Annotated in this window: 24 protein-coding genes; 18 read left to right on the top strand and 6 right to left on the bottom strand. The window is 37.7% G+C overall.

What is annotated here, in order from left to right; all coding sequences use genetic code 11:
- Positions 1-80: 80 nt before the first annotated feature.
- Complete coding sequence (locus tag KUH03_RS35445; RefSeq protein ID WP_306429855.1) at positions 81-329, bottom strand: ankyrin repeat domain-containing protein; 249 nt, start codon at positions 327-329, stop codon at positions 81-83.
- Positions 266-730 (bottom strand): ankyrin repeat domain-containing protein, encoded by a 465-nt coding sequence (locus KUH03_RS35450; RefSeq protein ID WP_257089242.1) that lies wholly within the window; start codon positions 728-730, stop codon positions 266-268. The genes KUH03_RS35445 and KUH03_RS35450 overlap by 64 nt, the downstream gene beginning before the upstream one ends.
- Positions 731-1,077: 347 nt before the next feature.
- Between KUH03_RS35450 and KUH03_RS35455 the strand changes: the two genes are divergently transcribed.
- The 14 genes from KUH03_RS35455 (at position 1,078) to KUH03_RS35520 (ending at position 8,009) form a co-directional block, all read left to right on the top strand.
- Positions 1,078-1,647, top strand: coding sequence for a UbiX family flavin prenyltransferase (locus KUH03_RS35455; protein WP_120258393.1), 570 nt, complete (start codon positions 1,078-1,080; stop codon positions 1,645-1,647).
- 214 nt (positions 1,648-1,861) lie between these two features.
- Positions 1,862-2,146: a hypothetical protein gene (locus KUH03_RS35460; protein WP_257089244.1), complete on the top strand. Its 285-nt coding sequence runs from the start codon at positions 1,862-1,864 to the stop codon at positions 2,144-2,146.
- On the top strand, positions 2,137-2,442 hold the full coding sequence (locus tag KUH03_RS35465; protein ID WP_257089246.1) for a hypothetical protein: 306 nt from the start codon (positions 2,137-2,139) through the stop codon (positions 2,440-2,442). The genes KUH03_RS35460 and KUH03_RS35465 overlap by 10 nt, the downstream gene beginning before the upstream one ends.
- Positions 2,439-3,128 (top strand): dihydroorotase family protein, encoded by a 690-nt coding sequence (locus KUH03_RS35470; protein ID WP_257089248.1) that lies wholly within the window; start codon positions 2,439-2,441, stop codon positions 3,126-3,128. Before KUH03_RS35465 ends, KUH03_RS35470 begins: the two co-directional genes overlap by 4 nt.
- 3 nt (positions 3,129-3,131) lie before the next feature.
- The gene (locus KUH03_RS35475) at positions 3,132-3,806 is read left to right on the top strand and encodes a hypothetical protein (RefSeq protein WP_257089250.1); all 675 of its coding nucleotides are present in this window, start codon (positions 3,132-3,134) and stop codon (positions 3,804-3,806) included.
- A gap of 2 nt (positions 3,807-3,808) precedes the next feature.
- The gene (locus KUH03_RS35480; protein ID WP_257089252.1) at positions 3,809-4,069 is read left to right on the top strand and encodes a hypothetical protein; all 261 of its coding nucleotides are present in this window, start codon (positions 3,809-3,811) and stop codon (positions 4,067-4,069) included.
- Positions 4,018-4,410 (top strand): DUF4199 domain-containing protein, encoded by a 393-nt coding sequence (locus KUH03_RS35485; protein ID WP_257097636.1) that lies wholly within the window; start codon positions 4,018-4,020, stop codon positions 4,408-4,410. The genes KUH03_RS35480 and KUH03_RS35485 overlap by 52 nt, the downstream gene beginning before the upstream one ends.
- 97 nt (positions 4,411-4,507) lie before the next feature.
- Positions 4,508-5,458, top strand: coding sequence for a glycosyltransferase family 2 protein (locus KUH03_RS35490; RefSeq protein ID WP_120258389.1), 951 nt, complete (start codon positions 4,508-4,510; stop codon positions 5,456-5,458).
- Positions 5,459-5,530: 72 nt separating this feature from the next.
- Positions 5,531-5,779, top strand: coding sequence for a glycosyltransferase family 4 protein (locus KUH03_RS35495; protein ID WP_257089254.1), 249 nt, complete (start codon positions 5,531-5,533; stop codon positions 5,777-5,779).
- Positions 5,752-6,120, top strand: coding sequence for a hypothetical protein (locus tag KUH03_RS35500; protein WP_257089256.1), 369 nt, complete (start codon positions 5,752-5,754; stop codon positions 6,118-6,120). Before KUH03_RS35495 ends, KUH03_RS35500 begins: the two co-directional genes overlap by 28 nt.
- Positions 6,111-6,428, top strand: a complete 318-nt coding sequence (locus KUH03_RS35505; protein ID WP_257089258.1) for a glycosyltransferase — start codon at positions 6,111-6,113, stop codon at positions 6,426-6,428. The genes KUH03_RS35500 and KUH03_RS35505 overlap by 10 nt, the downstream gene beginning before the upstream one ends.
- A gap of 8 nt (positions 6,429-6,436) precedes the next feature.
- The gene (locus KUH03_RS35510) at positions 6,437-6,577 is read left to right on the top strand and encodes a hypothetical protein (protein ID WP_257089260.1); all 141 of its coding nucleotides are present in this window, start codon (positions 6,437-6,439) and stop codon (positions 6,575-6,577) included.
- Positions 6,578-7,006: 429 nt separating this feature from the next.
- On the top strand, positions 7,007-7,783 hold the full coding sequence (locus KUH03_RS35515) for an MBL fold metallo-hydrolase (protein WP_257089262.1): 777 nt from the start codon (positions 7,007-7,009) through the stop codon (positions 7,781-7,783).
- 70 nt (positions 7,784-7,853) lie between these two features.
- Positions 7,854-8,009 (top strand): lmo0937 family membrane protein, encoded by a 156-nt coding sequence (locus KUH03_RS35520; RefSeq protein ID WP_120258385.1) that lies wholly within the window; start codon positions 7,854-7,856, stop codon positions 8,007-8,009.
- 11 nt (positions 8,010-8,020) lie between these two features.
- Here the strand turns inward: KUH03_RS35520 and KUH03_RS35525 are convergent, their stop codons facing one another.
- The 4 genes from KUH03_RS35525 to queA all read right to left on the bottom strand — a co-directional run bounded on the left by KUH03_RS35525 (position 8,021) and on the right by queA (position 9,836).
- On the bottom strand, positions 8,021-8,317 hold the full coding sequence (locus KUH03_RS35525; RefSeq protein ID WP_306429856.1) for a 2-C-methyl-D-erythritol 4-phosphate cytidylyltransferase: 297 nt from the start codon (positions 8,315-8,317) through the stop codon (positions 8,021-8,023).
- Positions 8,221-8,436, bottom strand: a complete 216-nt coding sequence (locus KUH03_RS49695; protein ID WP_373564882.1) for a hypothetical protein — start codon at positions 8,434-8,436, stop codon at positions 8,221-8,223. The genes KUH03_RS35525 and KUH03_RS49695 overlap by 97 nt, the downstream gene beginning before the upstream one ends.
- 8 nt (positions 8,437-8,444) lie before the next feature.
- Positions 8,445-8,702 (bottom strand): 2-C-methyl-D-erythritol 4-phosphate cytidylyltransferase, encoded by a 258-nt coding sequence (locus tag KUH03_RS35530; RefSeq protein WP_257089264.1) that lies wholly within the window; start codon positions 8,700-8,702, stop codon positions 8,445-8,447.
- A gap of 84 nt (positions 8,703-8,786) precedes the next feature.
- On the bottom strand, positions 8,787-9,836 hold the full coding sequence (queA, locus tag KUH03_RS35535) for a tRNA preQ1(34) S-adenosylmethionine ribosyltransferase-isomerase QueA (RefSeq protein WP_120258383.1): 1,050 nt from the start codon (positions 9,834-9,836) through the stop codon (positions 8,787-8,789).
- Positions 9,837-10,020: 184 nt separating this feature from the next.
- Here queA and KUH03_RS35540 point away from each other — a divergent pair, with 184 nt between their 5' ends.
- From KUH03_RS35540 to KUH03_RS35555, 4 genes are all read left to right on the top strand, one after another.
- Positions 10,021-10,635: an ABC transporter permease gene (locus KUH03_RS35540; RefSeq protein WP_257089266.1), complete on the top strand. Its 615-nt coding sequence runs from the start codon at positions 10,021-10,023 to the stop codon at positions 10,633-10,635.
- A gap of 113 nt (positions 10,636-10,748) precedes the next feature.
- Positions 10,749-11,264: an ABC transporter permease gene (locus KUH03_RS35545; RefSeq protein ID WP_257089268.1), complete on the top strand. Its 516-nt coding sequence runs from the start codon at positions 10,749-10,751 to the stop codon at positions 11,262-11,264.
- Positions 11,265-11,342: 78 nt separating this feature from the next.
- The gene (locus KUH03_RS35550) at positions 11,343-11,939 is read left to right on the top strand and encodes a DUF2306 domain-containing protein (protein ID WP_257089270.1); all 597 of its coding nucleotides are present in this window, start codon (positions 11,343-11,345) and stop codon (positions 11,937-11,939) included.
- A 34-nt stretch (positions 11,940-11,973) separates the two neighbouring features.
- A complete protein-coding gene (locus KUH03_RS35555; RefSeq protein WP_257089272.1) occupies positions 11,974-12,771 on the top strand; it encodes a YARHG domain-containing protein in 798 nt (265 codons plus the stop codon).
- Positions 12,772-13,052: the final 281 nt, after the last annotated feature.

A 13,052-nucleotide genomic window follows, 5' to 3' on the forward strand; every position in this document is an offset into this window, starting at 1 on the left:
ATATTACAGTTGAAGAAATTATACTGCGACAAGAAACAATGTCTTCATTGTAGGATTGGTGCCGAAATTTTGCGAAGTGGTTAATTTGCTAGTATTTCGGCGATTTCTTTATATCCTTTTTCCAAAGCGAGGTCTGCTGGCGTAAATCCTGCTAGGTTGACAATTTGGGTATCTGCACCAAATTCCAATAAAGCTACGATGAAGTCGATATTACCATGTTGGGCAGCAAAATGTAGTGCAGTTTCTCCTGTTGCCTGGATTGCATTTACATCGGCATCGGCTTCAATAAGCATTTTACCGATTTCCTCATTATTATTTGATGCAGCAATATGTAGGGGGAAGCAAGCTGTTCGTTTCTGCTGGCAACATTTGGGTTTACCTTTTTGGATAATAATAGACGGACGATATCAGCCTTGTTGAAATAGGTTGCGAGTGTCAACGGTGTAAAACCGTGGGAAGACCATTCGTTGACAACAGATGGAGCCTGTTGGATAATTGCTTCCACGTATGCGGTTAATCCTGCTGCACAGGCCTCATGGATGGTCATCGATTTGGTGTGTTGCAAAAGTATCCGGATGATTTGTGGTTTGTTATAATAGCATGCTAATAATAAAGGGGAAATGCCATGACTGGTTGTCTCTTGTAATAATTCAGGGTTTCCGATCAATAATAGATCGATGTCATGACTTTTTCCTTCTTCAATATATTGTTCTAAAACAGAAAGATTCATTTTCAAATGTAATTGCGTAACTCTTCTACTAAAATAGGTTTTATTAATGAAAAATAACTGTTTGAATAGCGAATTTATTTCCTAAATCAGCGTGGTACTAATAACGCGAAAATGGTAGGGGATATAAATGTTTAGAATAATTAGGATAGGAAAAGGGCTGAAATGGGCATTTTTTAAAATTTATATACACAAATGTGTAGTAATTCATATAATATTTTTGAAAATTAAAAAGTAGATGTACTTTTGTTAAGCCCCTCCCAAGGGCATGTTTTTCATAGGTAGATGTAGGGTCGGGTGTTTCTCACTTCGACCCTTTTTTTATAGCTTTGTTTTTATATTTAAAGGAAATGTCCAAAAGAAAGATTGTTGTTGCTATTACAGGAGCGAGTGGCTCTATATATGCGAAGTTGTTGCTGGAAAAACTGAATTCACTAAAATCTCAGCTAGCTGAGGTCGGTATTGTGATGTCTAATAATGCGAAGGATGTGTGGCGGGCCGAATTGGGAGACGAGAGCTATCAAGATGTGCCTTTCAAGTTCTACGATAAAAATGATTTTTTTGCACCATTTGCATCGGGTTCGGCGCGTTTTGACACCATGATTGTCTGTCCTTGTTCTATGGGAACCTTATCAAGAATTGCTTATGGAACTTCTTCAGATCTTACTACCCGTGCAGCGGATGTAATGTTAAAGGAAAGACGGAAGCTTATTTTGGTTACACGGGAGACACCATTAAGTATTATCCATATTCAGAATATGAAGCTGGTTACGGAAGCTGGTGGAATTATTTGTCCTGCTTCTCCATCTTTCTATAGCCTTCCAAAAACTTTAGAGGAGTTGGCTGAGACTGTGGTCGATCGAATTCTAAGTTTAGCGGGATTTGATTTTAAACATTATCAGTGGGGAGAAAATTCCTAGTGAATGTTCACTGAAATCTATTTTTAGTGTTCTATAATAAAATTGTATTTTGTAACTTTGTTTCTCGAAATGAAGCAATCAAAAGCATCACGCGAAAAATCTGTTTATAGCTATACAATTTATAGTGATAAATTCGTTTTTGTTTATCATCATGGAACACGCTACATGCTTCAACAGACAATTTGTATCCTATTAATTTCAATCACATTCATATATGAAAAGCTTATTGATTACTTCTGTTAAAGTAATTTTGCCGGGTAACGAATATCATCAGCAGACTGTTGACGTATTTATCGAAAAAGGGAAGATTGCACAGATTGGAAACACCATCAAAGTAGCTGATAAAAACGTAGAGACAATCGATGGAACAGGTAAGGTTCTATCGCCTGGATTTTTCGATTTACACGCCAATTTCGGGAACCGGGCTTGGAAACAAAAGAAGATATCCGAACAGGAACGGCTGCCGCCGCTGCTGGAGGTTTTACCGCCGTGGCAGTGATGCCTAATACTGAACCCGCAATTCAAAGTCGGTCTGAGGTGGCGCTTGTCGTTAATGCGGCGAAAGGAAATATTGTCGATGTACATCCCATCGGTGCTATTAGCAAGAAGCGTGAAGGCAAAGAAATGGCTGAGCTGTACGATATGAAGCAAAATGGTGCAGTTGCATTCAGTGATGGAAATAAGAGTGTACAACAAGCTGGATTAATGAGTAGAGCTTTGTTGTATGCAAAAGGATTTGAAGGACTGATCTTTTCACATGCTGAAGATGAGTCTATGGCAGGGGGAATAAAATGAATGAGGGCACAATGAGCACTTATTTAGGAATGAAAGGAATTCCTAACCTTGCGGAATCATTGATGGTTTCCCGTGATCTCTATCTAGCGGAATATACAGAAGCTCCAATCCATTTTGCATCAATCAGTACACCTGAAGCTGTAGATTTAATTAAAAAAGCGAAAGCGAAGGGCCTTCGGGTAACTTGTGATGTAGCCGCACATCAATTAGTATTTACGGATGAGGATATCGTTGGTTTTGATAGCAACTATAAAGTAAGCCCACCATTAAGGACCAAAGCTGACGCGAAAGCGTTGATAAAAGGTATAAAGGATGGTGTAATAGATGCGGTGGTATCACAACACACTCCACAGGAAATAGAATATAAAAATGTGGAATTTCATATTGCTAAAAACGGAATAATCGGATTACAAACAGTATTACCGCTGTTAGTTCGCGCCGGATTAAACGAAGAGCAAATTGTAAACAGTTTAGCTGTAAGACCAAGGCAAATTCTGGGTCTTGCTATTCCGCAGATTAAGGAAGGTGCTACCGCAAATCTAGTTTTGTTTGACCTTGCGAAATCTTGGAATTTCGATGAAAAGACAAATAGATCCAAATCAAAAAATTCTCCACTATTCGGGCAGACTTTAAAGGGGGCTGTCGAATTGGTCATCAATAATAATCAAATCATTAAAAACGATTAAACCATGGAAGCAAATATAAAAGCTGCTGTAGAGGCAGGTGTTTTAAATTATGGAAAGGTTGATGGGATTTCCACCGCCCCAGAATTTCTAGAGAAACTGATCCAAGTATTCAATACAGATGCGAGCTATCTGGAAAAATTGGAGCTGCTAGACCAGTCTTTTGACGACTATCCTTTGTTTGATGAACTTCGTGAAGTCTATGTCGACTTATTATTGATGAATTTCTTTTCTAGTGATGTACTCAAGCTTGAGGATGACTACTTGGATTCTGAAGAATGGGAGGCTATTGAAGACGAAACGATAGACCGTGGAACGGAGTTACTGAATATTTTCCTTTATTTAGGTGAATGCAAAGATGACGAGATCGAGCCTGAACTAGATGATTTCTTAAAAGAGTTTTTACTGGTTGATGAAGATGAGTTTCAAGATGAACATGAAATTTATGAGGATATCATTGCTAACCAGATTTTGGTAGATAGTCCCTATGCTGAAATTGCTAAAGTGGCTAAGGGAATTAATCCTCGAAGCGAAGTTTATGAATTGTTCTATCCGGTAATGAGTTTCTTCGGTGAATTGAACCCAGATGAAAAGCAATTTGAGGAGTACACTGCTGCGTCAAGCAATAAAGCATTTGATTTGGCTCTATACAAAGTTCTTAGTACTTATTATAGTAAATAATTATGGCAGATTCAATCAACCCCAGTAATGCCGGATTCGATGCAGTAATTGACAAGAAGAAGAGTATTATCTATGGCATTGTTTTAGGCGTGATTTCCTTTGTTCTTGGACTGATCGTTCTTTTTATTGTTAAGGACCTGAATTCCTTCTGGGGAGTTATGTCTATGTCCTTTATTGTCAATACAGGCATTTTTGTTATTATCTCTGCGTTATTTTCTTTTCTCTTAGAAAAGCAAATGGCGGTTATTGGAGTTTTTCCATAGCGCTCAAATCCATCTTTATGATGTTGGCTATTTCGACGATTATTTCTACTATAGGGACGCAGGTGTATGTTAACTTTGTGAATCCGACTTTGCAGGAAAAAGTCGTCACGCACACCATCAATGTGACCATTGAATATATGGAAAAGAATAATGTGCCTGATGAGGTCATAGATTCAAAAATTGCGGAGTTGGAAAAACAAGTTGATGCGATTGGAAAGATTACCTTGGGTCAAATCTTTAAGGGTTTGGCTATCACACTGTTATTTCAGTTTGTGTTTGCATTGTTGTTATCGGCGCTCTCAAAAAGGGAAAAGCCAGTATTTGTGCAGCAAAGTAATTAGGTTTTATAAAATAAAATATAGTCTACAAGGTATTGCTGAGAAAAGTAATACCTTTGTTTGTATTAAAATAGTACATTTTAGCATGATTAACATTCACATGGATATTTCTATTGTTGTTCCATTATTTAATGAAGAAGAATCTTTACCCGAATTGACCGCTTGGATTGACCGTGTCATGGCGGCCAATCATTTCTCTTATGAAATCATTCTGGTTGATGATGGGAGTAAAGACAACTCTTGGAAGATCATTGAAGAATTAAAATTGCAAAATGGCAATATTTCGGCCATCAAATTCAGACGTAATTATGGAAAATCCGCTGCTTTAAATGTTGGGTTTGCAGCAGCTCAGGGCGATGTTGTGATCACCATGGACGCGGATTTACAGGATAGTCCAGATGAGATTCCGGAATTGTATGACCGAATTATGAATAAAGGGGCTGACCTAGTTTCGGGATGGAAGCAAAAACGTTATGATCCATTAACAAAAACAATTCCAACCAAATTATTCAATGGCGTAACGAGATCAATGTCGGGGATTCACAATTTACATGATTTTAATTGTGGTCTTAAGGCTTACAAGAAAGAAGTTGTCAAAAATATAGAGGTGTACGGTGAAATGCACCGTTATATTCCAGTCATTGCAAAATGGGCAGGATTTACGAATATTCAGGAGCAAATCGTTCAGCATTATCCACGTAAATATGGCACAACGAAATTTGGACCAGGACGCTTTGTTAAAGGATTTTTAGATCTGCTGTCTATATTTTTTGTTGGAAAATTCGCTAAGCGGCCAATGCATTTCTTTGGTGTCATGGGTGTTATGAGTTTCCTAGCCGGTTTATTTATTTCTGTCTATTTAATCTGTCACAAACTGATGAGTATCGCCAGTGGTACGCCATTTAGGGATATCACTGATCAGCCATTATTTTTCTTTGCATTGACGGCGATTATTCTAGGGACCCAATTGTTTTTGACAGGATTTTTAGCTGAACTGGTTTCAAGAAGTAGTTCGGATCGAAATGATTATCAAATCGAAAAAGTCATTTAATCATTATGCGTATTGTGATTCTGGGTTCTGCCTACCCTTTGAGGGGAGGGGATCGCTTCTTTCAACGAACGATTGGCGACCCATTTTCAAGAATTGGGGCATGAGGTTGATATTTATTCTTTTGCATTACAGTATCCCAACTTTCTCTTTCCCGGTAAATCTCAATATTCAGATGAACCAGCTCCAGCTGGCTTGAATATACAGACGAAAGTTAATTCAATCAACCCGCTGAATTGGTTTAAAGTGGGCGGAGAACTAAGAAGGGCGAAATATGATTTACTTATTGTTCGCTTTTGGATGCCCTTTTTGGACCTTGCTTAGGTACTATTCAACGACAGGTACGAAAAAATAAACATACCAAAATTGTCTGTATAGCAGATAATATCATTCCTCACGAGCAAAGATTTGGAGATAAGTTATTAATCCGTTATTTCTTAAAATCAGTTGATGCCTGTGTTACCATGAGCAAAAGCGTATTGGCTGACTTAAAGACGTTGAGCCCGAAGATTCCAGCTATCTATACACCACATCCTCTTTATGATAATTATGGTCTTCACTTGAGCAAACTCGATGCGCGTAAATTGCTCAATATTGATCAGCAAGATAAGGTTATTTTATTTTTGGATTTATCCGACAATATAAAGGTTTGGATATGTTGCTAGAGGCCTTAGCAGATGTAAGGGTTCGAGATTTAAATATCAAATTATTATTGGCCGGAGAGTTTTACGGGGACCCAGCACCGTATTTAGCACTTATCAAAAAACACCGTTTGGAGGAGTCTATCTATATGCATACTGATTTTATTCCGAATCAGGAAGTTGGGTGGTATTTTTCGGCGGTTGACTGTGTTGTTTTACCGTATAGAAGTGCAACTCAAAGTGGTATTACTCAGGTTGCTTATCACTTTGATTTACCCATGATTGTCAGCAATGTAGGGGCTTACCAGAGCTGGTACAAGATGGTTATGTAGGGTATGTCGTGGAACCAAATGTTAATAGCATAGCGGAAGGAATTGTGTCTTTTTATCGCCATGATAAAGAAGCTCAATTCAGAACAAATATTATTGACGAGAAGAAAAATATAGCTGGGATACCTTTGGGAAAGAGCTTCTTAAATTGATTGATTGAAATACATCTATTATAAGCTTTAGAAAAAGAGAAATTCTAAAGACCTCCTATTAAATGTCTAATAAACGTGTATAGCTGAATTTATTTGTATATAAAAGCAAATTTATCTAAGTTTGAAATACTGAGGAAGAAATTAAAAAGAAGGAGAGATTTTGTTGCCGTTTACACAGAGCAGTTTAGCAAAGATAGAGGAGTTTTTTTAAGGAACAGGGCTATAAAGTTAGGTATGAAAAGGGATCATTCCGTACAGGCGCCTGTATGTTACAGGCAACAAAGGTTGTAGTTGTGAATAAGTTTTCGAATCTGGAGATAAAAATCCAATCTTTATGGAATATTCTATTGGATGTGGAGATTGATTTAGAGTATATTTCAGAAAACTCTTTCCAATTTATGAAGAGGTATTGAAATCAAAAACAGCAGTTTGAGAATAACATTTTTAGGAACCGGAACATCACAGGGGGTACCCGTTATTGCGTGCCAATGTCAAGTCTGTCAATCTCAAGACAAACATGACAAGCGATTGCGTTCTTCCATTCTTGTTGAATATAATAATCATACTCTTGTCATAGATACGGGGCCTGACTTTCGATATCAAATGCTGCGGGAGAAGGTAATGCATCTGGATGCGGTGTTGATGACACATTCTCATAAAGACCATATTGCGGGCTTGGATGATGTTAGAGCGTTTAATTATCAGCAGCATTCTTCTATCTCTATTTATGGAACGGAAGCGCTTCACGATGCTTTAAAGCGAGAGTTCTATTACGCATTTACGGAAGTTAAATATCCGGGTGCTCCTCGGTTGGACCTAGAAGAAATAAAAGCTGGTGAGCCATTGCTCTTATTTGGGAAGGAGATCATGCCCATAGAAGTATTGCATTATAAAATGCCTGTGCTTGGATTTAGGATAGACGATTTTGCCTACATTACAGATGCCAAATTTATTACTGGGGAATCGAGACAGTTATTGGAGGGTGTAAAAATTCTAGTGGTCAACGCCTTGCAAAAAGAATCCCATATTTCCCATCTGACCTTGCAGGAAGCCATTGAATTTGCACAAGATATTCAGGCGGAAAAAACCTATTTTACGCACATTGGGCACCGGATGGGATTACATGCAGAAGTCTCACAAGAACTACCTCCAAACATGTTCTTAGCTTATGATAGACTGCAGATCGATATTGATAATTCTATTTAATATAAAACTATAGTTCATTTCTCGTTGTTATACCTATACAAAACAGAATTAGGTATTAAAATATAAACAAATGGGAAACTTATTGTACATCATCGCCGTTATTTTAGTGATCATCTGGGCGATCAGCTTTTTTGGAGGATATGCAGGAGGTGGAAACATCATTCACATTCTATTGGTGATTGCAATTATCGTCGTACTATTACGTGTCATTCGCGGTAACGCTTAACCAATTCCGTATTATATCAGATTCAAATAAAATTGGGCAATTTGTAGGTCTTGTGGATAGGTGATTTTTATATTTTTGGAATCTCCTTCAACAATTGAAATGCGGTTGCCCATTTTTTCGACCACCGATGCATCATCTGTGAATAAAGGATCCTCTTCTTGGCGATAAGCTTCTATAAGCAATTCGGCCTGAAATACTTGTGGGGTCTGTACTAACCAAACCTGATTTCGGTCGGTAGCATTATTTGATGTATTATTACCAAGTCGTACGGATTCGATACTTTTTGCGCTAGAACAATTGCTTGGTATTTATAGGCGCCTTGGAATGCCTTAGTAATTAATGAGGTGGAGACAATAGGACGGGCTCCATCGTGTACAGCAATATAATCTGCAGCTCCTACTTCAAAATTTTCTTGGATATATTCAATACCATTCTTTACACTTTCAAAGCGGGTTTTACCTCCAAAGTCAAATGCACTGGCGTGCTATATTGCAGCATTGAGCATAAATCTATCCAGAATTTTTCCATTTCTTTGCTGATTACCAAGATAATTTCCGAAATATCTGATGATTGGTGAAAATGGTCGATGGTATGCATAATTACCGGTAGACCATTTAAATCAAGAAATTGCTTCGGCAAATCGCTATTCATACGACTCCCAGTTCCGGCGGCGACGATAATGACAAAATTCATGGACAGTGGTTGAAAGTTATTATTTAAAAAAACGTGGATAGTTTGTTGCTACCCACGTTTAGAGATTTTTTTATCTAAAGCTGATTAGATGATCAACATCGCATCGCCATAACTGTAGAATCTATATTTTTCTTTTACAGCAACCTCATAAGCATTCATCACATTTTCATAGCCTGCAAATGCAGCAATCATTACCAATAAAGTTGATTCCGGTGTATGGAAATTGGTAACCATTGAATTTGCAATGCTGAAATCGTAAGGAGGATAGATGAATTTACTTGTCCAATCTGAGGCAGCCTTCAAATGATGATCTGCAGAGACAGAGGATTCGATCGCACGCATAGACGTCGTTCCGACAGCACAAACGCGGCGTTTATTATCAATTGCCCTGTTTACTACTTTTGCAGCTTCATCCGTGATAATAAATTGCTCAGAATCCATTTTATGTTTCGTTAGATCTTCAACTTCCACTGTACGGAAAGTACCAAGGCCAACGTGTAATGTTACTTCAGCGAAATCGACACCTTTAAGCTCCAAACGTTTCATTAATTCACGAGAGAAGTGAAGACCAGCAGTCGGAGCTGCTACAGCACCTTCATTTTTGGCATATATAGTTTGGTAACGGAATTTATCTTCTGGAGTCGCTTTACGTTTGATGTATTTAGGAAGAGGTGTTTCACCTAATATCTCGATATTGCGACGGAATTCTTCATCAGTACCATCGAATAGGAATCTGATAGTACGTCCACGTGAAGTCGTATTGTCGACAACCTCAGCCACTAACAAGTCATCGTCACCGAAATACAATTTGTTACCGACACGGATTTTACGTGCTGGATCAACCAATACATCCCAAAGACGAAGTTCATTGTTCAATTCGCGTAACAAGAAAACTTCAATCGTAGCTCCAGTTTTTTCTTTATTACCGTATAGGCGTGCTGGAAAAACTTTTGTATTGTTTAATATCATGACGTCTTTGTCGTCAAAATAGTCCAATACATCTTTGAAAATTTTGTGTTCAATTTTACCAGTATCCTTATGTAGGACCATCAAACGCGATTCGTCACGATTTTCAGAAGGTTCAGAAGCAAGCAATGATTCTGGTAAGTTGAATTTAAATTGAGATAACTTCATCTTTAATGATATATATTTTAATGTCTGCCTTTCAGTGCATTACAGTGCACCAAATACTAGGTTGCAAAAAGCATACAAAGTTATAACTTTTTTGGGTATCAAAAGGTCTTATTTCTAATTTATAGATATATTTTTATTGATTTTGACATTAAATCAAAACTATATTGTATTTTAGAATGCAATTATGTTATTCCTTAGATTGATATTGGAAAGTTGTCAGTTTGCGTTTTCTGCGTTAAAGGACAATCGTACACGTACCATGCTTTCCTTGCTGGGCGTGACTATTGGTATTTTTACCATTATAGGTGTGTTTTCAGCGGTGGATACCTTACGAAATAATATTGAGGAATCTGTAAAAAAGATAGGAAGTAAGACACTTTATATAGAGAAATGGCCTTGGGATGGTGGGCCGAATTATCCTTGGTGGAAGTATTTGAACAGACCTGAACCTACGTACAATAATTACCAGGACTTAAGAAGCCGTATGACAACAGCGGAGTATATGGCTTATATGATCAATATCGGTAACACAACGATTAAGTATAAAAACAATTCTGCTCAAGGTTCATCGGTAAATGCTGCAACCTATGAAAACCTATATATCCAAAACTTAAATATTGTTGACGGTCGATATTTTGCGGAAAGTGAATCCAGAGGTGGAGCTTTAGTCACAGTACTGGGAGCCAATATTGCGGATGGACTTTTTCCAAATGAGGAACCAGTCGGCAAGTATATTAGTATGTTGGGGAGAAAAATTCAGGTAATCGGTGTCTTAAAAAAGAGGGGAATGGTGTATTAATTAATACTTCTCCAGATGATACAGCTTTCATTCCATTTGAATTGGCTAGAAATCTTGTCAATTATGATAATTTTTCTCCGAGTATAGCGATGGTCATCAAGTCTAATTATACATTGGGAGAAGCTGAAAGCGAAGCAAAAACATTGATGCGTTCGATCCGTCGTATTTCTCCGCAACGGGAGGAAAATTTCTCTATTAACCAGACAACAATGATTACGGGGGCATTAGATCAGCTTTTTGGTATCATCAATCTTGCTGGTTTTTCTATTGGTATTTTTTCAATTTTAGTTGGTGGTTTCGGTATCGCCAATATCATGTTTGTAAGTGTCAAGGAACGCACACACATTATCGGTATTCAAAAAGCATTAGGCGCTAAAAACTTCTTTATTTTATCGCAATTTCTTATTGAATCTATTGTGCTTTGTTTACTTGGAGGTGGGATTGGTCTTGTTGTTGTCTATTTTCTTGCTTTTATCGTTCAACTTGCAACGGGTGTAGCAATTGTTGTCAGCGTAAAAATGGTTATTCTTACGGTATCACTTTCTACCTTCATTGGCCTGATATCAGGTATCGTACCTGCTTTGATGGCCTCTCGGTTAGATCCAGTCGAAGCTATTCGAAGTAAATAAACTGACTATGGTTAAAAAGCTCAATTTTCGATATTGAAAGGATTTTGGCTTTTGCTTTTTGCTTACAGTTGTGTATTGATGGCGGAAATCACATGGCGATATCATAGTTTTTCATTGGATGCTAACTTTCTGATGATAAAACAAACGGAAATTGAGGCGCTTTGGTGGTACAAATACGCTTTCTATATACATGTCTGCACAGCGATACTCGCCTTACCTGCTGGTTTTACGCAATTTCGTTCGGGGTTACTGAAGAAATATCCGCAATTGCATCGGAGGATTGGTTACGTTTATGTATTTAGTATTTTGGGCTTCGCTGCACCTTCGGGAGTACTGATCGGATCGGTCGCTAATGGAGGCTTATTTGCGATTATTTCCTTTGAACTGCTTGCTCTGGGATGGTTCTATTTTACGTTTCAGGCCGTTCGTTTGGCCGTTCAGAAGAAATTTAATGCACACGAAGATTTTATGCTGCGTAGTTTTGCACTAACCTGTTCGGCCCTTACATTGCGTTTCTGGAAAGTGATTTTGGTTTATCTATTTCAACCGAATCCGATGGATCTGTATCAGATTATTGCCTGGCTAGGCTGGGTGCCTAATTTATTACTTATTGAGTTTATTATTTATCGAAAAAATCATAAATTAAGTAACGATTATGATCTATCCAGATCATAAATGGAGTAAATTCATTCGTTTAAAAAGACAAATTATGAAAGCTATGAAAAGGAATATCTATTTATTATTAGTGCTTTCCGCCATGATCGGCTGTAAAGATAGAACAAATAAGAAGGCTGTTGAGCCCAAAGCGCAAGATTCCGTTTTGCTTGAACAGGAGGCCCATCAGGAGCTTTATGGTAATTGGGTAGGGAATTTTGTGATTGATGAAAATTCTCTTGAAGATGGAGAGGGGTTACCAAATACGGATTATAGTCCAAAGATAAACCTGACAATCAAAAAAATAACAGACAAAGGGAAAGTTTTTGGGCAAAATGTGGTCAAAGGAAATCTACGTTCGTTGACAGGGAAACTTGAGGGTGACGGGAATGCGGTGCAGCTATTACTAGATGAGCCAGGTGATAAGAAATCAGATGGTCGTTTTGAGATAAAATTGAAGAATGATACATTAATTGGGAGTTGGATCGCTTACGACCAAGGGGTGAAGATTAAGAAAAGAAATTTCAAATTATTGAAAAAGCAATTTGCCTATAATCCAAACCTGATGTTAAATAATCAAGATGAAGAATATGGAACTTTGGTCGACTGGATCAACGCAAAAAAGAAAGAAGCGATAGATCAAGATGGTGATTCTACTTATACTTATGTGATGGAATATTATCGGTCCGCATCGCCGGCTGTGTTCAGTATAAATGCTTCTAAACAAAAATTGGCGGAGAAAGACTTGAAAAACTTGAAAAAATTAGATCTAGAGATTATTCGGAATACAATTTTTGCACGGCATGGTTATGCTTTTACGAAACCCTCCATTCGTCAGTTTTCGATCCAGTAGATTGGTATGTGCCGGTTTCGAAAGATGTAAGTTCGGATCTCAGCCCGTTGGAGAAAGATAATATTGCGCTTCTTACAAGATTTGAGAAGTATGCGACGGACAATTACGATACCTTTGGAAGGTAATCTGCATTTGTTTTTTGTATTGCGTTATAACTGATAGAAAAAGAAACGGAAAAGAAGTAAAAACGGACCCTGAAGATCGAATATTAAAAAGGTAATAGGGGTACGAATAGGATTAAAGAAAAACGGGGTCCCTAATTTTTTTGGAGACCCCGTTGA

It is taken from the genome of Sphingobacterium sp. E70 (genome assembly GCF_019285695.1).
Lineage (GTDB): Bacteria > Bacteroidota > Bacteroidia > Sphingobacteriales > Sphingobacteriaceae > Sphingobacterium > Sphingobacterium detergens.